Here is an 18,591-nt window from a genome sequence, read left to right as displayed (position 1 = left end):
CCGGCGATGCTGACCCGGCTCGCCATTCGCAACATCGTGCTGATCGAAGCGCTCGATCTCGATTTCGGGCGCGGCCTCGGCGTGCTGACCGGCGAAACCGGCGCGGGCAAGTCGATCCTGCTGGACTCGCTCGGCCTGGTGCTGGGCAATCGCGCCGACAGCGGCCTGGTGCGCGCGGGCGAGGACAAGGCGAGCGTCACTGCCAGTTTCGAATTCGCCGCGCTGCCCGCGCCGCTCGCCGAACTGCTCGACGATGCCGATATCGAGGTGGAGGAGGGCGAGCCGTTGATCCTGCGCCGCCAGCTCAAGGCGGACGGCAAGAGCAAAGCGTTCGTCAACGATCAGAGCGTGAGCGTCGGCCTGCTGCGCGAAATGGCGGCCCATCTGGTGGAACTGCACGGCCAGCACGACGATCGCGGCCTCGTCAATCCGCGCGGCCACCGAGCCTTGCTCGATCGTTTTGCCGGCGCCGACACCGCCCGCGTCGCCCAGGCGTGGAGCAAGTGGCGCAGCGCCGAGGATGCGCTGGGCGAGGCGCGCGAGGCGGTAGAGACTGCGAAGGCGGATCAGGACCTGCTGCTGGCGCACCTCACCGAACTCACCGCTCTCGAACCGCAGGCAGGCGAGGAAGCGCGCCTCGCCGAAGCGCGTGCCGATATGCAGAAGGGCGAGAAATTGTCCGGCGATCTCGAGGAATTGCGGCATATCTGGGAGGGTTCGGACTCGCCGCTGGCCGCATTGCGCGTGGCGGCACGGCGGCTCGACCGGATCGCGCCCGAACATCCTCTGTTGGCGGAAGCGCTCGGCGCGCTCGACCGAGCGGTGATCGAAGCGGGCGAGGCGGAAGACAAGCTGCGGGCGGCAGCCGAAGCACTGGTCCACGATCCCCAAGCACTCGATGCGGCGGAAACGCGGCTGTTTGAATTGCGCGCGCTGGCCCGCAAACACCGCTGCGAAGTGGACGAGCTGCCCGAGAAGATGCGCGAATTTCGCGCCGCGCTGGATTCGATCGAGGGCGGCGAGGCCGAGCTGGACGCGCTCGAAGCCGCGGCGAAAGAGGCGGGCGCTCGTTATCGCGCCGAGGCCGAGGCGCTGCATGCCAATCGCGTGGCCGCAGCCTTGCGGCTGGACGAGGCGGTGGCGGGCGAACTTGCGCCGCTGAAGCTCGATGCCGCGCGCTTCAGGACCTCGGTGACGGAGCTTCCCGAAGAGCGTTGGGGCGCACATGGGCTGGATGCGGTCGAGTTCCTGATCTCGACCAATCCCGGCGCCGATTTCGCTCCGCTCGCCAAGATTGCCAGTGGCGGCGAATTGTCGCGCTTCATCCTCGCGCTGAAGGTCGCGCTCGCGGAAAAAGGCGGGGCGGCAACGATCATCTTCGACGAGATCGACCGCGGCGTCGGCGGCGCGGTGGCCAGTGCGATCGGCGAACGGCTCGCAAGGCTGGCGTCGGATGGCCAGTTGCTCGCCGTCACCCACAGCCCGCAAGTCGCCGCGCGGGGCCGCACGCATTACATGATCGCCAAAAGCTCCGACGGTACCGTCACCCGCACCAGCGTGGCCCTGCTCGACGAGAGCGGAAGGCAGGAAGAAATCGCCCGCATGCTCAGCGGCGCGGAAGTGACGCCCGAGGCGCGTGCGCAGGCGGATCGCCTGCTGGAGGGGGGCTGAGGGCACCCGGCAGCCCTTTATGCGTTTGCCATAACATGAGCTGCCTGCGTCTAATCCTGATCACAATGGTTGCGCTCGTCCTCTCGGGATGTGCACGCGATCTGCCTCGTTATGCCGCCCCGAACCCGCAAATCGAAACCGGCTTCTACGAAGACATCGCAACCCCGAAGCTCGCCTTGCTGGAATTCAGGCTCGGCGAGTATTTTGCGCGCGAGCAGCGGCCTTACGAGGTGGTCTGCGCCGCCTCCATGAACATCGAACCATCGGTTTCCACGTCGAAGCCGGTGCCGCTCGCCCCCGAAATCGAGATCGCGCTGATCGAGCGTTTTCCAGAGCTTTCGTCACTGGGTCGCTGCGAGCATCGGGGCATCGATGTCGTCGCGCGCGACACCGGCGTTGCGGCAGCAATCTTCGATGTGAACGAGTTTTCCTGCCAAGCGCCGGACAACTGCCTCGGCTGGGGCGGCTATTACGCCAATGGCCCGCATGGCTGGAGCTATTACCGGATGCGGTTCGAGCGCGGCGAATGGCGCATCCGGCGCGAAGATCTGGGTATCGTTCTGACGGGCGATGGGTCGTCATGAAAAACCCGCTCGCCATCGCGTGGGCATTTGCCCTTGTCGCGGCATGTTCGAGCAACGACCACAGAGCCACGCCAGAAGTGCCCGACGGCAAGCTCCCCGTCGAAACGCGCGGCGACGGGAGGACGGTGCTTCTCACCTATACCAATATCGGCGCGATGGAGGCGATCCAGGCGGGGTCGCTGGTCATGCGTGGCCCGTGTTTTCACCTTTCGGGCGCGCCTGACGAAGCCGTCATCCTATGGGAGGAAGGAACCCGCATCGTCCGCGATCCGGAGCGCGGGTTTGCAGTCGAATTGCCGGACGGCTTGCGCGTTGCGGTCGGCGACATGATCCGCGGCGGCGGAGGTGCCTTGCCTACGGCCCAGCCGATTGCCGATTTTGCCGCGCAGGCGGTGCCGGAGGAGTGTGCCACCGGCCCCGCAGCGCAGATCCACAGCGTGGAACTGGTCGAGCGGGTTAGCATGGACGACCCGGAGTTTCGACCGCCGCCGCCCCCGCCACCACCTGCACCCAGCTTTCTCGATAGCGTCAGGAACAGTCCAGAAAGCGGTGCCGAGCCGGTGGAGGTGCTCGGCATCGAGGACCCGCGCGAGGCGCTCTTCGCGCATATGATCGCCGGCCTTCGCGAGGGCGAGGGATTCCACAACCGGCCCGCCTGCCTGCGCGAAGTGGACGCCGATATGCTAACTCGCCTGTCCGACCGTTTTACCGATGTCTTTGCAGCGCCGATGTGCCGCTGGGACGGTGCCGGCGTCGCGCTTCGCGAAGACGACAGTCCCGCGGTGTTCGTCGATGCGCGGCTCGATTGCGACGGGCGCAACCGATGCGTAGCCGAGGGCGCGCGTGTCTTCGCCAACATGGGCGGCGAGGGGCAGGGCTATATCATGCGGCCGATCCCCGGCGGATGGTCGATCGAGACGGCGGGTGTTTCATGGATATCCTGAGCCCTCGGCACGGCGTTATCGGTCGTTCGTCGTCCTTTCCAGAAATGCGAGGATCGTCGGCCACTGGTCTTCGCGGGCTGCCATGTCGGCTTTTTCGCTGCCGCCCATCCGACCAAGGTAGCGCTTGTCCCCCTCGGCAAGATCGGTGGCCGAGCCGAAACCCCAGTGGCCTGCATCCTCATAAGCGAGAAGTTCGACCTCTGGCCCGCCCGCTGCGGCGCGATCGCGCAGATTGCGGGCCATGTCGCAGCCGGGCCAGAGATTGTCCTGCTCGCCACAGATCAGCAGCACCGGTGCCTCGATCCGCTCTATGGCGATGAGGGCATCGGCCTGCCCCTCCGCCGCCGCGCGGCTGCCCGCGAACATGTCGAGCATGGTAGCACCCGAAGCCCATTCGTACCACGGCAGCGCCTCATAACGCGCATACGGCACTGGTTTGCCGCCGGCGCTCCATGAGGATTTCAGGTCGGACATGTCGACCTGGTCGAAGGAGAAGCCTTGCCAGACGACGTCGCTCGGCATGGCCGCGACGACCGCGCCGATCCGCGGATCGCGGCTGGCGAGCAGCAGGGCGCCCTCCGCGCCCTTCGAATGGCCGATCGCTGCGACCGGACCCGGTGCGATGTCCGGCCGCGCGGCGAGCCAGTCCAGCGCCGCGTCGAAAATCTCGAGCGGTACCATGTTGAAGGCGCGGTTCGCCTCTCCGGTGGCTGTGTATCCGGGGTAGAGCACCGAATAGCCCTCGGCGGCGAGCTGGCGCGCGTAGGCGTTGCGAAAGTCCTTCAGTCCGCCCTCGGATCCGCCGAGCAGCAGGATGGCTGGTCGCAGTCCTTCGCCTGCGCCGGGATAGAAATTGGCGGGGGTTTCGCCGAGCATGATGCGTTCGCCGCCATCGCCAGCCTCCGCCACGACGATGGGTCGCGGCTCACGGTTGAACCAGAACCACGCGCCTGCGCCGATGATGGCGAGAAGTATTACGAAGCATCCAATCCCGACCTTGCTCCGTGCCCGCATTCCCCATCCCCTGTTGTGCCAATCCGCAATGTGTAATGGGTAGGGCGGGTATCCCGAGCGAGACAATGATTCTTCGATGAGCAGCGACATCAAGCCTACCGAAGCCGAGGCCGCCAACGAGTTGATGCGGCTGGCGAAGCAGATAGCGCGGCACGACCGGCTCTATCACGCCGAGGACGCGCCCGAGATCACCGATCAGGAATACGATGCGCTGGTCCGGCGCAATGCCGAGCTGGAGGCCGCGTTTCCGCATCTGGTGCGCGAGGACTCGCCGTCGAAGAATGTCGGGCACGCGATTGCCGCCTCGCCGCTGAGCAAGGTGACGCACGAGGTCCGGATGATGAGCCTCGATAATGGCTTCTCGGACGAGGAAATCGCGGAATGGGTTGCGCGTGTACGCCGCTTTCTCGCGCTGGACGACGACGCGCCGCTCGCCTTCACGGCGGAGGACAAGATCGACGGGCTGTCCTGCTCGCTGCGGTACGAGAAGGGCAGGCTGGTCCGCGGGGCGACGCGGGGCGACGGGCAGGTGGGCGAGGATGTGACGCCCAATGTCGCGCATATCTCTGACATTCCGCAGCAATTGGCGACCGACAGCCCGCCAGAGATCTTCGAGGTGCGCGGCGAAGTCTATATGGAAAAACAGGCCTTTGCTGCGCTCAATGCTGCGCAGCAGGAGGCAGGTGGCAAGCTGTTCGCCAACCCGCGCAACGCGGCTGCCGGATCGCTCAGGCAGAAGGATGCGAGCGTGACGGCGCAGCGCCCGCTGCGCTTCTGGGCGCATGGCTGGGGGGCGGCGTCGGACGTGCCGGGCGAGACGCAGCATGGCGTGGTCGACAGCTTGCGCGAGTGGGGCTTCCCGATCTCGCCGCTGTTCACCTGTGTCGACGATCTCGCGGGCCTGCTCGCGCATTACGAGACGATCGGCGAGGCGCGGCCCGATCTGCCGTACGAGATCGACGGGGTGGTCTACAAAGTCAACAGGCTGGACTACCAGCAGCGGCTCGGCTTCGTCGCCAAGGCACCGCGCTGGGCGCTGGCGCACAAATTCCCTGCCGAGCGCGCGGAGACCACGCTGGAAAGCATCGACATTCAGGTCGGGCGGACCGGCAAGCTCACTCCGGTCGGCCGCCTTGCGCCGGTGCTGGTCGGCGGAGTGACGGTAACCAATGTCACGCTCCACAATCGCGACGAGATCGCGCGGCTCGGCGTGCGGCCCGGCGACCGCGTGGCGGTACAGCGTGCGGGCGACGTTATTCCACAGCTCGTGGAAAACCTCACGCCGGATGCTGAGCGCGAAGCCTACGTGTTCCCCGATCACTGTCCCGAATGCGGCAGCGAAGCGGTGGCAGAAGAGGGCGAAGTCGACGTGCGCTGCACCGGCGGGCTGATCTGCCCCGCCCAGCGCACCGAGCGTCTCAAGCATTTCGTCTCCCGCGGCGCGCTCGATATCGACGGGCTGGGCGAGAAGACCATCGACCAGTTCTTCGCGCTCGGCTGGCTCGAAAGCCCGGCGGACACCTTCCGCCTACAAGACCGCCGCGAGGACATCCTCGCGCTGGAAGGCTGGAAGGAGCGGTCTGTGGACAATCTGTTGAAAAGCATCGAGGCGCGCCGCGAGCCCGACGCAGCGCGGCTGCTCTTCGGCCTGGGCATCCGGCACGTCGGCGCCGTCACGGCACGCGATCTGATGAAGCATTTCCACGAGTTGCCCGCGCTGCGCGAAGCGGCGGAAAAGGCCCGCGGGGGCGATGAAGAGGCGAGCAATTCACTCACCTCGATCGACGGGATCGGCAGCGCCGTGGTGGAAGCGCTCGGCGATTTCTTCCACGAGGATCACAACAAGGCCGTGTGGGACGACATCCTCGCGCAAGTCTCCCCGCCGCGCTATGAAGTCGAAACGAAGGACAGCCCGGTTTCCGGCAAAACCGTCGTCTTCACCGGCAAGCTCGAAACGATGAGCCGTGACGAGGCCAAGGCTCAGGCCGAGCGCCTCGGCGCAAAAACCAGTGGTTCCGTCAGCGCAAAAACCGACTTGCTGGTCGCCGGACCGGGTGCGGGCAGCAAGCTCAAGAAGGCCGCAGAGCTCGGCATCGAAGTGATCGACGAAGCGGCATGGGCCGAGATCGTCGTGGCGGCAGGTTAACAATGCTCTTCGTCGAGAAATTCGCGCTTCCCACCCAATTGGGTGGGGACCTCAGTCTCACCGCTGGTAAAGCCCCGGGTGCGACCCGAAGGGCTTTTCGAAGCCTTGTCTCCTTGCGGGAGGTGGGTTTGCTCGCCTCCCGCATTTTTCTCAGGCGCGCACCATGCTGACAGAAACGCATCCTATCGCGCTCCGCATCGCAGAACTCCTCCGCGTGCGAGGCGAGAAGATTGCCGTAGCCGACGGCGCGACGGGGGGGCTGATCGCCGCATCGCTGCTGACCGTGCCAGGGGCGCTCGACTTCTTCGTCGGGGGCGGAGTGGTCTACTCTTTCCGCGCCCGCGACGTGCTGTTCGCCCTGCCGCGGGAGGCCTATGCGGGCATGCGCGGTGCGAGCAAGGACTATGCGATGCTGCAGGCGCGCGCGATCTGCGACAATTTCGACGCCGACTGGGGCATCGCGGAAAGCGGCTCGGTCGGCGGATCGAGCCATCCAAGTGGCGCGCCCGCAGGTCGGAGCGTAACGGCAATCGTCGGCCCGAACGGCTTCGAGCATGTCGCGGTGACCGAGACCGGCAGTGACGACCGCATCGCCAATATGGAAACGTTTACCCGCGCCGCGCTGGCAGCACTGGAAGAGGCGCTGGGCTCCTGATCAATCGTTCGGCATGATGTGGATCTCGCGCACCGCAGCCGTATCCGGTTGCGAGAGTGCGAAGACCACTGCGCTGGCCACATCCTCCGGCTGGATTTTGTCGGGCTTGGCCTCGTCGAAGAAAGGCGTGTCGACCATGCCGGGCGTGATGACCGTGCAGCGGCCGCCCCATTCGCGCATCTCCTCCGCCAGATTGCCCGCGAAGCCCTGCACGAACCACTTGGTCGCCCCGTAGATCGAGCCCTTGAGATGGTCGCGCCCGGCCTTGGAGCCGGTGACGACGAAATGCCCCTTGGTCTTGCGCAGTTCGGGCAGGGCAGCATGCGCGGTGTAGAGCACGGCGAGGATGTTGAGATGGATCATGTCATGCCACTCGTCCGGATCACCCTTTTCGACGCCCGGTGAGTCCACGCCCTTACCGGCATTGGCATAGACGGCGTCGAGAGCGCCGAATTTCTCGACCGTCTTGCCGAGCGCATCGCGCAACTGCTCTTCGTCGGTGACATCGCAGGGCAGGGCGAGTGCGGCGTCGCCAATGTCGCCCGCAAGGCTCTCCAGCTTATCCTGCGAGCGCGCCAGCAGGGCGACGTTCCAGCCCGCTTCGGCGGCAGCGCGGGCGGTTGCCGCGCCGATACCTGTCGATGCGCCGGTGATGAGAAGGGTCTTGGCCATGATATATTCCATGTGTTTCGGAGAGATGCCTCAGGAGTGGGTGAGCGCGGGCTTGGTTCCCCAGTGGGGCCGAGCCTCTCTGCGGACGCGGCGATGTCGCTTCTATCCTCGATTGCGCCCAACGAAGCTGATATTCCGCGCGAAAGGGTGATCGGGGGGAACGGATGCTCGAGGAAATTCGTCGCGGGCGCAAACAGCGCACGCTCGACAGGCAGGCGGGCGAAGAGGGCACACGGCGCATCGCATCGTGGATCCACGTCTATCGCGGCGATGCCGAGGCGTGCATCCCGCATGACGAGTCCAAACTGTGCGCGGACATGGCGAAAGGCTGCTATAGCTGCGTCGGCAAGTCGCATTCCTATAATGGCGTCCAGATCGTGCCCGGCATCAATGCGATGATGATGGAGGAGGGCGGGCTGGGCCGGATGGATTACGATCCGGCGACCGGCATCGCCACCGTCGGCGCCTCGGTCACGGTCGAACAGTTCAAACGCTTCCTGATCCAGCACGACCGCCGCCTGATTAACTCGGGCAACTACATGAAGCAGACGGTCGTAGGTGCGCTCGCCACAGGAACGCATGGTTTCGGCGACCGCGGGGTATTGGCCGATGCGGTGACCGCGCTGACATTCCTGGACGATAGCGGCCAGCGCGTGCGGCTGAGCCGCGCCGATCCCGACTTTGCCTATGTCGCGCTGTCGTTCGGCACGATTGCGCCCATCGTCGAACTGGAGTTGGAGACGGCACCGGTCGAGGCGTTCATTTCGACCAGCCATATCAACCGCCTGTCGAAGCTACGCGAATTGCAGGAAGGCACCATCGCGTCGAACTGGGTAGTGCTGCCCTATTCGAACCCGGACGATCCGGTGATGATGCTGGCGACGCTCTCGCCCTGCCAGTCGACAGCGCGGGTCGAGAAGGTGCGGGAAGGCGGAGGAGTCTTTGCGCCCCTCGCGCGGTGGATCATCAAGCGTTACCAGAAGCTCGACCGCTTCCTGCCGGCGCTGCGCCGTCCGCTGCAGCGATTGCTCGACAAGCTCGATCTCGTCCAGCGCGACCAGATCCAAACCGACCCTTACGACCTCGATTATCTCTACGATCCCAAGCCCGGCCTCGCCAGCGAGCGCGCACCCGACATCCTGCGCGGCTGTTTCTCGACCACCTACACAGGATACAATCTCGCTTTCTTCGTGCCGCTCGAAAAAGGCCCGGCGGTGGTCAAGTTCATCATGCGCGAGGCCGACGCGTTGCGCGATCTAGGGTTTTTCCTGAAGGGCGTCATCAGCGTACGCGAATTGTCGGGAACATCCGATCTGGTCTTCGCCGCCAATCACGACGGGCCGGTGGCAGCCATCGATCTGTTCGCCGACCCGCGCGATTACGCCTGGCTGGAACGGCTGCAGCGCATGGTGCTTCAATACGAGCCGGAAACCCGCCCGCATTTCGGCAAGAGCGCATTGATACCTGCGTTCCAGAATTCGCTCGGCGAGAACAATCTCGACCGGCTCATGGCGATCCACCGCAAGCATTACCCCAACGGGCGGCTGATGTTCAGCGAGCGGGTGCGGGCCTTCCTCCAAACGGGCAAACCGCTACCGGGCGAGGCCGCGGCGGACGCGAAGCTCGCCTGAGGAATCTCGGACCTGATTGCACAGCGCCGCGTTGCCGACAGTGTGACCAGCTATTTCCGTTTCGTTTTCCTACTCTTGCCTGTGCTTGCCCTCGCGATTTTCGTGACATGGCTGCCGCGCGCGCAGCAGGGGAAGAACGCGCCTATCGTCGCGCAGGAAGAGAGCAAGGAGCAGCCGCGCTCCATCGCGCAGATCGAGCTCGAGCTGGAACTGGAAGAGATCGCCGAACGCTTCCCGGGCGAGGTCGGCATCGCGGTCTACGACATCGCGGCGGACCGGATGGCGTCTGCCAATGGTGAGGCGATGCTGCCGCAGCAAAGCGTCAGCAAGCTATGGGTGACGATGACTGCTCTCGCCCAGGCGGATGAGCGCGATTTGGACCTCGGCGAGCGAGTGGTGATCCGCCGCGAAGACCTCACGCTGTTCCATCAACCCATCCGCGACATCGTGCGCACGCAGGGCATGTTCAGTTCCGACTATGCCGACCTGATCGACCGCGCCCTGACGCGCAGCGACAACACGGCCAACGACCGCATTCTGCGCCGTGTCGGCGGGCCGGAGGAGGTCGAAGAATTTCTCGACGATCGCGACATCGAAGGCGTCCGCTTCGGGCTCGATGAACGCAACAAGCAGAGCGCTATTGCCGGACTTACGTGGAACCAGTCCTACAGTTATGGCAACAGCTTCTACGAGGCGCGTGATGAAGTGCCCGATGCGGTTCGCAGGAGCGCGTTCGAAAGGTATCTTGCCGATCCGATCGACGGGGCAACGGCCGAAGGTATCGCGCTTGCCCTGGGCCGCCTTGTGCGCGGCGAACTGCTCTCGTCGGTGTCGACCGAATACCTGCTGCAAATCCTCGGCGAGACGCGCAGCGGGCCGAACCGGCTGAAGGGCGGCCTGCCACCGGGTTGGTCGATCGCGCACAAGACCGGCACCGGCCAATTCTTCGATGGCGAGCAATCGGGCTACAACGATGTCGGCGTCGTCACCTCCGATGGCGGCAATCAGTATGGCGTTGCCGTGCTCATCGCCCGGACCCGCGCATCTTATGCGGCGCGTATGGGCATGATGCACGAGGTCGTGCGGGCAATCGAGACGTATGAAAACCGCGAGTATGCAGCCGCGGCCGATGCCGCCTAAAGCTGCGGCACCCATTTCATCACGCCGCCCGGCAAGGGCGTCCACCACCCCGTCCTGATCCCCGCCGCGGCCAGCGTGTCGCTGGTCCATTGGTTGCAGGTATTGCCGAGATGATAGGTGCCGGGCGCGTCGTAGAAGACATCGTAGGGGGCATAGCCTGCATGAATCTTGCGCCGGTCAGGCGGCAGGACCTGTTGCTCGATCTCAGCCACAAGGCGGGCATATTGCGCTTCGGTAATGCGCAGCGGACGGATGTCGGCGGACGGTGCGGGGCGGACATAGTGTGCCGCATGAAGCAGGCCATCGCCGCCGAAGGCTGCGCCGATCGCCGTGCCCAAGGTGAGGTCCGCCCAGGTCGGCGTATTGAGGAAGACTTCGCGCTCGCCCCAGCTGACAGAGACATGGGTATAGGGGCGGTACGGGTTCCCGAGGTCCGCTGCCGGGAAAGCGCTGCGCCAGTCCTTCTGGTGCGTGACCAGCGGCATCACGATCCCGGTGTGGATGCCGTTGGTCTCGATGAGGATTTCGACGCCTTGGGTAGGCTCGGCCCAGTCGCCGTTGCGCGGGATCGAACTGCCGATCCAAGTGCCGAGCAGAAAGAGTATCGTGAGCGCGAGCGGCACGCCCAGCAGCCACGCGAGCCAGCGCAGCGGGCGTGTCACCGCACTCGGCTCTTGCGCAGCCAGAGGATCGACCAGTCGCCGTTTACCAGCCGCCGCGCAAGCCGGAAGCCGAGCGCGCTATAGGCGCGGCGGACTTGAGCCTCCTGGGTTTCCAGCAGACCCGATAGCAACAGGTTCGCTCCCGGTGCCATCGCCGCGGCGAATTCGGGCGCTAGCTCGACCAGCGGGCCGGCGAGGATATTGGCGATGAAGAGATCGTAAGGTCCGCGCGCTTCGAGCAGCGGATCGGCCATGCCATCGGCGATCACCATCGTCAGCGCACCCGGACCGGCCCCTTGGGGAATGCCATTAAGCTCGCAATTGTCGGCGACCACGCCTGCACAAACGGCATCGATGTCCGAGGCGGTCGCCTTCGCATTCGGCCACAGGTGCAATGCGGCGAAAGCCAGCAGGCCGGTGCCGGTGCCGATGTCCGCCACATTGCGCGCCGCCACGCCTTCGCGCTTGATGAGGTCGAGCATGGCGAGGCAGCCCGCGGTGGTCCGGTGCTGCCCGGTCCCGAAAGCCTGGCTGGCAGGGATGACGAAATCGACCAAATCGGTGGCGGCTTCATGCTCCGGCGTGCGAACATGAAAGCGCCCCGCGCGGATCGGATCGACGCCCTTCTGGCTCTCGACGACCCAGTCGGTATCGGGCAGTTTCTCGACGATCAGCGCGGGTGCCTTGCCTTCGAAAACGGCGGCGACGCGCTTTATGTCGGCTGGTTTGGGCTTGTGGTCCAAATAGACTTCGAAGGTCCAATCGTCCGGCAGGTGGTCGGCGACCTCCATCCCGGTCACCACCCAATCTGCCGGCCAGTCGAGGTCCTCCTCATGCGCGACTAGTGCGGCCGTTGCCTGGTCCTTCGAGCACTCGGTGTAGATCTTCCAGCTGTCAGCCACCGGCCGCTTCCTCCGCGAGCCGCTTGTCGAGCGCCTCTGCCTTCGCATCTGCATAGGCCGTGCAGCTCATGCCTCCGGCGAGCGTGCCGGTGGCGGCCCGCTCGATCATGTTGCTGTGCGAAGGGTGCGGCGTGATCAATATGTCGCAATCCAGCGTACGCAGGCGATCGATACTCCGACGGTAAGCCGCCAGGTACGCCGGATTGTCGGAGAAACGATAGTCGGACCGGCTCACCGGAGACAGGCTGTCCGCATAGACGATCGTCTTGCAGCCGGCTTCAGCCTCGCAGTCCTGCCATTGCCAACTAATCGCTCCGGGGCTGTGACCGGGGGTCGCCGTCGCGATCAGCGTTGCGGTTTCGGTGCGCACGGAGTCGCCATCGCCAACAATGACGTCGACCGCGACGGGGGTCATCGGATCGTGCATGCCGAATTGCGGATCGTCGCTGCCGAGCGCGCCGGATCGCAGGACTTCTGCGGCAGCCGCTGATGCCGCGATATGCGCGCCGCTAGCCTCCTTCACCAAGGCGAAACCGCCGACATGGTCGAAATGTTCGTGGCTGTGGACGATGGTGGCGATTTCATTCGGGCGGAAGCCGAGCTTCTCGACATTGGCAAGAACGGTTTCGGCGCCCGCTCTTGTTCCGCTGTCGATCAGGATGTGTCCCGTTGGCCCTGCGACGAGGATTGCCGCGATACCGCAAGTACCGACATAATAGGTGGACCCGTGGATTTTAAAGGGCGGGGCGGCCTTGTCCCAATCGTCCCACGGCTCGCAAAGGTTGGCCCATTGCGCCATAGTCACCTGCTCGGGTTCGGGGAGGGGATCGGGGGTCTGGATCGGCGGTGCGCATGACACAAGCAAAGCCGGCAGGGCAACGACGGCAGCGGCTCTAGCGAACATAGCTGGCTCCATTGGCATCGAGTGTCGCGCCGGTCATGCTGGGCGGCGCGTCGAGGGCGCAGAATTCGATCAGCTTACCGATCTCCTCCGGCTGCGCGACGCGGCCGAGCGGAATATCGGCAAGCAGGCCCGGCCCGCCGCGGCTTTCCAGATAGTCGCCCGCCATCGCGGTATCGGTAAAGCCCGGCGTGATCGCGAAGCTCAGTATGCCCTCGCTGGCGTATTGCCGCGCGATGGTCTTGTGCATGGCGAGCATTCCACCCTTGGCCGCAGCGTAGTGCCAATGCGTAGGAGAATCGCCGCGATGACCGGCGCGGCTGGCGACATGGACGATCCGGCCGCCGACGCCCCGCTCCTGCCAATGCCGCACGGCAAAGCGGCTCAGCTGCGCGGCAGCGGTGAGGTTGATCCGCAGCGTATCTTCCCACGCATCCAGCCATTCGATGTCCGACCGGTCGAGCGGGTTGGGATCGAACAGGCCGGCGTTGTTGACCAGCACGTCGATCTCTCCGCCCGCCCGGGCGAGCGCGGCTTCCCACAATTCGTGCGGTGCGCCGGGATCGGTGAAGTCTGCCGGCACGGTGTCGAAAGTGTTGCTGGAAGTCGCCTGGCCGACGACTTTCGCGCCGCGCGCTTCGAGCAGGGTCTTGGCCGCTGCGCCGATTCCGCGCGAGGAGCCTGTGAGCAAGATGGATGTCATGCATCACGCTATTCGGAAATTTGCAGCACTTGTCGAGGCCGCGTGCCTTGCGCAGAGCGCGCACTTCGCTAAGTGGAGCGCAACACGTCAGCTTTTCGGGTGAGAATACATGGCAAACCGGCCAATGGCGCCACATCTGCAAGTCTGGAAATGGGGCCCGCACATGGCGATCTCCATCCTCCACCGCATCACCGGCGACGGCATGGCGACCGTCGGCCTCGGCGTGTTGCTGTGGTGGCTGGGCGCGATGGCTGGCGGTCCGGAAGCCTATGCGACCTTCGAAAGCGTCATGGGATCGCCTATCGGCATGATCGTCCTGGTCGGCCTCAGCTGGGCTTTCTTCACCCACATGATGAGCGGCCTGCGCCATTTCGTGCTCGACATTGGTGCGGGCTACGAACTCGACACCAACAAGACGTGGTCGATCGTGGCACCGCTGATCGCCCTGTTCCTGACGGCCGCGCTGTGGGCCGTCATCTTCCTCAATCTTCTGAAGTGAGCCGCAACCATGGGTAATGGAACCTCCATCGGACGCGTGCGCGGGCTCGGCTCGGCGCATGAAGGCGCGCATCACTGGCTGCTGCAGCGCTTTACCGCCGTCGGCAACCTGGTGCTGATGCTGTTCCTCGTCATCAGCCTCGCGCTGCTGCCGAGCTATGATTACGCGACCATGACCGGCTGGGCGTCGCAGACGCTGCCCGCCACGGCGCTGGCGCTGCTGGTGATCTCGGTCTTCTGGCATGCGCGGCTCGGCCTGCAGGTTCTGATCGAGGACTATGTCCATGAGGCCGGCACCAAGTTCGGCACTCTCGTCCTTCTCAACCTTGCAACCATCGGCGGCGCGGCCTTCGGCATCGTGTCCATCGCGCGCCTCGCCCTTGGAGGAGCCGCCTGATGGCCAGCAGCGACACTTTCACCATCGGCGACCGCGCTTATCCGATCGTCGACCATACCTATGACGTCGTCGTCGTGGGCGCCGGCGGCAGCGGCCTTCGCGCCACCATGGGAACGGCCGAGGCGGGGCTGAAGACTGCCAATATCTCCAAGGTTTTCCCCACGCGGTCGCACACCGTTGCGGCGCAGGGCGGCATCGCGGCCAGCCTTGGCAACAACTCGCCAGACCACTGGTCGTGGCACATGTACGATACCGTCAAGGGCTCCGACTGGCTCGGCGACCAGGATGCGATCGAATATCTCGTGCGCGAGGCTCCGCAGGCAGTCTACGAGCTGGAGCATGCGGGTGTGCCCTTCAGCCGCAACGATGACGGCACGATCTACCAGCGGCCCTTCGGCGGCCACATGCAGAACATGGGCGAAGGCCCGCCGGTGCAGCGCACTTGCGCTGCCGCCGACCGCACCGGCCACGCCATGCTGCACGCGCTCTACCAGCAGAGCCTGAAATACGATGCGGATTTCTTCATCGAGTATTTCGCGCTCGACCTGATCATGAAGGACACGCCCGAGGGCAAGGTCTGCGTCGGCGTGATCGCCATGTGTCTGGATGACGGCACGATCCACCGCTTCCGCGCCAAGGCGGTGGTGCTGGCGACGGGCGGCTATGGCCGCTGCTATTTCACCGCGACCAGCGCCCATACTTGCACCGGCGACGGCGGCGGCATGGTGTTGCGCGCAGGACTTCCGCTGCAGGACATGGAATTCGTCCAGTTCCACCCGACCGGCATCTACGGCGCAGGCGTGCTGATCACCGAAGGCGCACGTGGCGAGGGCGGCTACCTTACCAATTCCGAGGGCGAGCGTTTCATGGAGCGCTATGCGCCGAGCGCGAAAGACCTCGCATCGCGCGACGTCGTCAGCCGCTCGATGGCGCTGGAAATGCGCGAAGGGCGCGGCGTCGGTCCGGAAAAGGACCACATCTACCTCCACCTCGACCACATCGATCCCGCCGTGCTGGCCCAGCGCCTGCCGGGCATTACCGAGAGCGGCAAGATCTTCGCCGGCGTCGACCTGACCCGCGAGCCGCTGCCGGTGACGCCGACGGTGCATTACAACATGGGCGGCATTCCCTGTAACTTCCATGGCGAGGTGATGGCGGGCGACAAGTCCGATCCGGAAAAGATCGTCCCCGGCCTGTTTGCCGTGGGCGAAGCGGCCTGTGTGTCGGTCCATGGCGCAAACCGCCTCGGTTCGAACTCGCTGATCGACCTCGTGGTGTTCGGCCGCGCGACGGGCCACCGCCTGCGCGATTTGATCAAGCCCGGCACCAGCCATGACGAGCTGCCCGGCGACAGCGCCGAAATGTCGCTGAGCCGCCTCGACCACTTCCGCTATGCCGACGGCGGCACGCCGACCGCGGCGCTGCGTGCGGACATGCAGAAGACCATGACCCGCCACGCAGCGGTCTTCCGCGACAGCAAGCTGATGGCCGAGGGTGTCGAGAACCTGACACAGATCAACAAGCGGATGGAGGACGTGAAGGTCCACGACCGCTCGCTCATCTGGAACAGCGATCTCATCGAAACGCTCGAGCTCGACAATCTCATGGCGCAGGCGAATGTCACGATGGCCTCGGCGGAAAACCGCAAGGAAAGCCGCGGCGCTCACGCGCATGAGGACTTCCCCGAGCGCAACGATGCCGAGTGGATGAAGCACACGATCGCATGGTTCGACGGCTGGGGCGGAAACGGCGGCGGCGTGAAGATCGACTACCGCCCGGTGCACGAATACACGCTGACCGACGACATCAAGTACATCGAGCCGAAGAAGCGGGTGTATTGATGCGGATCGCGGGACTGGCAGCGGGCGCGATTGCAGCAGCCCTGCTTGCCAGCCCGCTATCGGCGCAGCTGTCCGCGCCCGAAGAGGTGGCCGTTAAGGCTGTCGATGCTGGCTTCGAGCGCGACGTGAACGCGCTCGAGCAAATTACTGGCGTCAATTCGGGCACGCATAACCACGAAGGCGTCAAGGCCGTCGCGGACAAGCTGATGCCGGCGTTCGAAGAGATGGGCTTCACGGTCCAGTGGATCGACCAGTCGGCGGCGGGGCGGGCAGGGCATCTCTTCGCGCGTCGTCTCGGCGATCCCGACACCAAACGGATCTTGATGATCGGGCACCTCGATACGGTGTTCGAACCGTCCTCCCCCTTCACCGGCTTCGTGCGCGATGGCGACCGGGCCGTCGGACCCGGCATTCTCGACGACAAGGGTGGGGTCATCGTCATCCTGTCGGCCCTGCGCGCCATGCAGGCCGCCGGAACGCTGGAGGGCGCGAATATCGTGGTGGCCCTCACAGGCGACGAGGAAGATGCGGGCGACCCGCTGGAGGAAGCTCGCCGCGACCTGATCGAAGCGGGGCAATGGGCGGATATCGCGCTTGGGTTCGAGGGGCTGTCGACGCTCGACGGCAAGGACGCGGGCGTGATCGCGCGCCGGTCTTCGTCCAACTGGACCCTGACGACGCGGTCGGCAAGCGGCCACAGCTCCGGCATTTTCTCCGAAAGTTCCGGCTACGGCGCGGTCTACGAGATGGTTCGCATTCTCGACCGTTTCCGGGCCGAGCTGCCGGAAGAGAACGCGACGTTCAACGTTGGCCTGATCGCGGGTGGAACGCCTGCGGAGCTGGCAGAGGACGATCTATCCGCCACCACCGAAGGCAAGACCAACATCATTCCCTCCGTCGCCGTGGCGCGCGGGGACCTCCGCACACTGACGCCCGAACAGGACGAGCGGATCGTGGCGAAGATGCGTGCCATCGTGGCGGACAACCTGCCCGGTACCAGCGCCGAGTTCGAGTTCGAATCGCGCTACCCGCCGATGGCACCGACCGATGGCAATCGCGACCTGCTCGCGCAGCTCAATCGCATCAATGCCGATCTCGGACTGGACGAGCAGAAACCCTATCCGCCTTCGCGCCGCGGCGCTGCGGACATCAGCTTCGTCGCTCCCTATGTCGACGGACTGGCGGGCATGGGGCCGGGCGGTGGCGGCAGCCATGCCGAGGGCGAATATATCGACCTGCCGACAATCACGCGGCAGGCCAAGCGCACTGCGATCCTCGTTGGCAGACTTGCCCAACAGCCGCGCGACTAGGAGGCGCGGCGCCATCGCGCTGTTGCTCGCTGCCGCGCTATCATCCTGCGTGACTGGGCCGACGGCGCCATCGCCCGAGCTGAGCGCGCCGCCGTTCTACACGAAGCAGGTCACCGCGCGCGGCATCCCGATCCTGTCCTCCGCCAATGTGCGTGACGAGGCGCTCTTCGCCGCCCGCAACATGGCACGGGGCATGTTCGCGCATCGGCCCGAACTCGCCGAATGGCTCGCGGCGAACGATTACCGCGTGGCGATCATGGCTGTGGACGAGGCGCTGCTCGACCTGCCGGAGAATGCCGACTGGACCAAGCCCGCCTTCGACGACCCGCGCCTGACGCGGTGCGAGCGCAAGCTCTACGACTCGCGCATCGGGCGGCTGTCGGACCGCGAATATTGGGACAATCGCGCTCGCGCGATCGGGGGCGAGCGGACGGTCGGCTCAGAAGAGGACGTTCTCGGCCTGCCCGTCAGCCGCTATTTCGGCGAGACGATCTTCGTCCACGAGATGGCGCACAACGTCCTCTTCGCGATACATGCCGTCGATCCGGCGCTCTACGCGCGGGTGCAGGCGGCCTATGACAATGCGCTCGCGAACGATCTCTGGCTCAACGAGTACACCGCCACGACCATTCAGGAATACTGGGCGGAAGGCACGCAGTTCTGGTTCGATTCCAACCGCCTGCAGGCCTTCGACGGGCGGCGCATACTGAACCACCAGGACCTCGCCGCCTATGATCCGCAGCTCTATGCAGCGCTAGCCGAGGGGTATGGCGACAATCATCGCCTCGATAGAGACCCGTTCTGGCAGCACCCTGCGCGTGTCCCGCCAGGGCCGCCCCCGGAAAATACCGCCGAGGAGTGCTGACGACTTCAACAAACTCCGCTCATCCTGAGCCTGTCGAAGGATAGGCACCCGACCC

18 protein-coding genes are annotated in these 18,591 nt (G+C 65.2%); 12 read left to right on the top strand and 6 right to left on the bottom strand.

Annotated features, from left to right (window positions below):
- Positions 1-6 precede the first annotated feature (6 nt).
- Genes recN through ACSH0F_RS06945 form a run of 3 tightly spaced genes read left to right on the top strand, consistent with a single transcriptional unit; the run spans position 7 to position 3,199 of the window.
- Positions 7-1,671 (top strand): DNA repair protein RecN, encoded by a 1,665-nt coding sequence (gene recN, locus ACSH0F_RS06955; RefSeq protein ID WP_435201247.1) that lies wholly within the window; start codon positions 7-9, stop codon positions 1,669-1,671.
- 35 nt (positions 1,672-1,706) lie between these two features.
- Positions 1,707-2,255 (top strand): hypothetical protein, encoded by a 549-nt coding sequence (locus tag ACSH0F_RS06950; RefSeq protein WP_435201245.1) that lies wholly within the window; start codon positions 1,707-1,709, stop codon positions 2,253-2,255.
- Complete coding sequence (locus ACSH0F_RS06945) at positions 2,252-3,199, top strand: hypothetical protein (RefSeq protein ID WP_435201243.1); 948 nt, start codon at positions 2,252-2,254, stop codon at positions 3,197-3,199. Before ACSH0F_RS06950 ends, ACSH0F_RS06945 begins: the two co-directional genes overlap by 4 nt.
- A 15-nt stretch (positions 3,200-3,214) precedes the next feature.
- Here the strand turns inward: ACSH0F_RS06945 and ACSH0F_RS06940 are convergent, their stop codons facing one another.
- Entirely contained in the window at positions 3,215-4,213 is a 999-nt protein-coding gene (locus ACSH0F_RS06940; protein WP_435201241.1) for an acyl-CoA thioester hydrolase/BAAT C-terminal domain-containing protein, read from the bottom strand.
- A 76-nt stretch (positions 4,214-4,289) separates the two neighbouring features.
- Between ACSH0F_RS06940 and ligA the strand changes: the two genes are divergently transcribed.
- Positions 4,290-6,359, top strand: a complete 2,070-nt coding sequence (gene ligA, locus ACSH0F_RS06935) for an NAD-dependent DNA ligase LigA (protein WP_435201239.1) — start codon at positions 4,290-4,292, stop codon at positions 6,357-6,359.
- Positions 6,360-6,522: 163 nt separating this feature from the next.
- Positions 6,523-7,014, top strand: a complete 492-nt coding sequence (locus tag ACSH0F_RS06930) for a CinA family protein (RefSeq protein WP_435201237.1) — start codon at positions 6,523-6,525, stop codon at positions 7,012-7,014.
- Here ACSH0F_RS06930 and ACSH0F_RS06925 read toward each other — a convergent pair whose 3' ends face one another.
- Positions 7,015-7,686, bottom strand: a complete 672-nt coding sequence (locus ACSH0F_RS06925) for an SDR family oxidoreductase (protein WP_435201235.1) — start codon at positions 7,684-7,686, stop codon at positions 7,015-7,017. It abuts the gene before it with no gap.
- Positions 7,687-7,850: 164 nt separating this feature from the next.
- Here ACSH0F_RS06925 and ACSH0F_RS06920 point away from each other — a divergent pair, with 164 nt between their 5' ends.
- Both ACSH0F_RS06920 and ACSH0F_RS06915 read left to right on the top strand, forming a co-directional pair.
- Positions 7,851-9,317: an FAD-binding protein gene (locus ACSH0F_RS06920; protein ID WP_435201233.1), complete on the top strand. Its 1,467-nt coding sequence runs from the start codon at positions 7,851-7,853 to the stop codon at positions 9,315-9,317.
- A gap of 42 nt (positions 9,318-9,359) precedes the next feature.
- Positions 9,360-10,457 (top strand): serine hydrolase, encoded by a 1,098-nt coding sequence (locus ACSH0F_RS06915; RefSeq protein WP_435201231.1) that lies wholly within the window; start codon positions 9,360-9,362, stop codon positions 10,455-10,457.
- Here ACSH0F_RS06915 and ACSH0F_RS06910 read toward each other — a convergent pair.
- From ACSH0F_RS06910 to ACSH0F_RS06895, 4 genes are read right to left on the bottom strand one after another with little or no spacing between them, the layout of a single operon-like run.
- On the bottom strand, positions 10,454-11,119 hold the full coding sequence (locus tag ACSH0F_RS06910; RefSeq protein WP_435201229.1) for a DUF2459 domain-containing protein: 666 nt from the start codon (positions 11,117-11,119) through the stop codon (positions 10,454-10,456). The two genes, ACSH0F_RS06915 and ACSH0F_RS06910, sit on opposite strands and share 4 nt — an antisense overlap.
- Complete coding sequence (locus ACSH0F_RS06905; RefSeq protein WP_435201227.1) at positions 11,116-12,021, bottom strand: 50S ribosomal protein L11 methyltransferase; 906 nt, start codon at positions 12,019-12,021, stop codon at positions 11,116-11,118. Before ACSH0F_RS06905 ends, ACSH0F_RS06910 begins: the two co-directional genes overlap by 4 nt.
- The gene (bla, locus tag ACSH0F_RS06900; RefSeq protein ID WP_435201225.1) at positions 12,014-12,925 is read right to left on the bottom strand and encodes a subclass B3 metallo-beta-lactamase; all 912 of its coding nucleotides are present in this window, start codon (positions 12,923-12,925) and stop codon (positions 12,014-12,016) included. The genes ACSH0F_RS06905 and bla overlap by 8 nt, the downstream gene beginning before the upstream one ends.
- On the bottom strand, positions 12,915-13,625 hold the full coding sequence (locus ACSH0F_RS06895; protein WP_435201223.1) for an SDR family NAD(P)-dependent oxidoreductase: 711 nt from the start codon (positions 13,623-13,625) through the stop codon (positions 12,915-12,917). The genes bla and ACSH0F_RS06895 overlap by 11 nt, the downstream gene beginning before the upstream one ends.
- Positions 13,626-13,734: 109 nt before the next feature.
- Here ACSH0F_RS06895 and sdhC point away from each other — a divergent pair, with 109 nt between their 5' ends.
- From sdhC to ACSH0F_RS06870, 5 genes are read left to right on the top strand one after another with little or no spacing between them, the layout of a single operon-like run.
- Positions 13,735-14,124 (top strand): succinate dehydrogenase, cytochrome b556 subunit, encoded by a 390-nt coding sequence (sdhC, locus tag ACSH0F_RS06890; protein WP_435201221.1) that lies wholly within the window; start codon positions 13,735-13,737, stop codon positions 14,122-14,124.
- A gap of 9 nt (positions 14,125-14,133) precedes the next feature.
- The gene (gene sdhD / locus ACSH0F_RS06885; protein ID WP_435201219.1) at positions 14,134-14,520 is read left to right on the top strand and encodes a succinate dehydrogenase, hydrophobic membrane anchor protein; all 387 of its coding nucleotides are present in this window, start codon (positions 14,134-14,136) and stop codon (positions 14,518-14,520) included.
- Positions 14,520-16,361 carry a succinate dehydrogenase flavoprotein subunit gene (gene sdhA, locus ACSH0F_RS06880; RefSeq protein WP_435201217.1) on the top strand — a complete coding sequence of 614 codons (1,842 nt, stop codon included), beginning with the start codon at positions 14,520-14,522 and terminating at the stop codon, positions 16,359-16,361. The genes sdhD and sdhA overlap by 1 nt, the downstream gene beginning before the upstream one ends.
- Entirely contained in the window at positions 16,361-17,671 is a 1,311-nt protein-coding gene (locus ACSH0F_RS06875) for a M20/M25/M40 family metallo-hydrolase (RefSeq protein ID WP_435202185.1), read from the top strand. Before sdhA ends, ACSH0F_RS06875 begins: the two co-directional genes overlap by 1 nt.
- Positions 17,672-17,720: 49 nt before the next feature.
- Positions 17,721-18,536 (top strand): glycoside hydrolase, encoded by an 816-nt coding sequence (locus tag ACSH0F_RS06870; protein ID WP_435201215.1) that lies wholly within the window; start codon positions 17,721-17,723, stop codon positions 18,534-18,536.
- The last annotated feature ends 55 nt before the right edge of the window (positions 18,537-18,591 follow it).

Origin of the sequence: Qipengyuania sp. 902 (assembly GCF_051195295.1) — a bacterium.
Classification (GTDB): Bacteria; Pseudomonadota; Alphaproteobacteria; order Sphingomonadales; family Sphingomonadaceae; genus Qipengyuania.
The sequence above is the reverse complement of the archived record's forward strand: the minus strand, read 5'-3'. Positions and strand labels throughout refer to the sequence as shown.

Coding starts and splice junctions, on each gene's coding strand:
- ACSH0F_RS06920 (WP_435201233.1), top strand. CDS start 7,851: ATGCTCGAGGAAATTCGTCGCGGGCGCAAACAGCGCACGCTCGACAGG.
- sdhA (WP_435201217.1), top strand. CDS start 14,520: ATGGCCAGCAGCGACACTTTCACCATCGGCGACCGCGCTTATCCGATC.
- bla (WP_435201225.1), bottom strand. CDS start 12,925: ATGTTCGCTAGAGCCGCTGCCGTCGTTGCCCTGCCGGCTTTGCTTGTG.
- recN (WP_435201247.1), top strand. CDS start 7: ATGCTGACCCGGCTCGCCATTCGCAACATCGTGCTGATCGAAGCGCTC.
- ligA (WP_435201239.1), top strand. CDS start 4,290: ATGAGCAGCGACATCAAGCCTACCGAAGCCGAGGCCGCCAACGAGTTG.
- sdhC (WP_435201221.1), top strand. CDS start 13,735: ATGGCAAACCGGCCAATGGCGCCACATCTGCAAGTCTGGAAATGGGGC.
- ACSH0F_RS06945 (WP_435201243.1), top strand. CDS start 2,252: ATGAAAAACCCGCTCGCCATCGCGTGGGCATTTGCCCTTGTCGCGGCA.
- ACSH0F_RS06925 (WP_435201235.1), bottom strand. CDS start 7,686: ATGGCCAAGACCCTTCTCATCACCGGCGCATCGACAGGTATCGGCGCG.
- ACSH0F_RS06875 (WP_435202185.1), top strand. CDS start 16,361: ATGCGGATCGCGGGACTGGCAGCGGGCGCGATTGCAGCAGCCCTGCTT.
- ACSH0F_RS06950 (WP_435201245.1), top strand. CDS start 1,707: ATGAGCTGCCTGCGTCTAATCCTGATCACAATGGTTGCGCTCGTCCTC.
- ACSH0F_RS06930 (WP_435201237.1), top strand. CDS start 6,523: ATGCTGACAGAAACGCATCCTATCGCGCTCCGCATCGCAGAACTCCTC.
- ACSH0F_RS06940 (WP_435201241.1), bottom strand. CDS start 4,213: ATGCGGGCACGGAGCAAGGTCGGGATTGGATGCTTCGTAATACTTCTC.
- ACSH0F_RS06895 (WP_435201223.1), bottom strand. CDS start 13,625: ATGACATCCATCTTGCTCACAGGCTCCTCGCGCGGAATCGGCGCAGCG.
- sdhD (WP_435201219.1), top strand. CDS start 14,134: ATGGGTAATGGAACCTCCATCGGACGCGTGCGCGGGCTCGGCTCGGCG.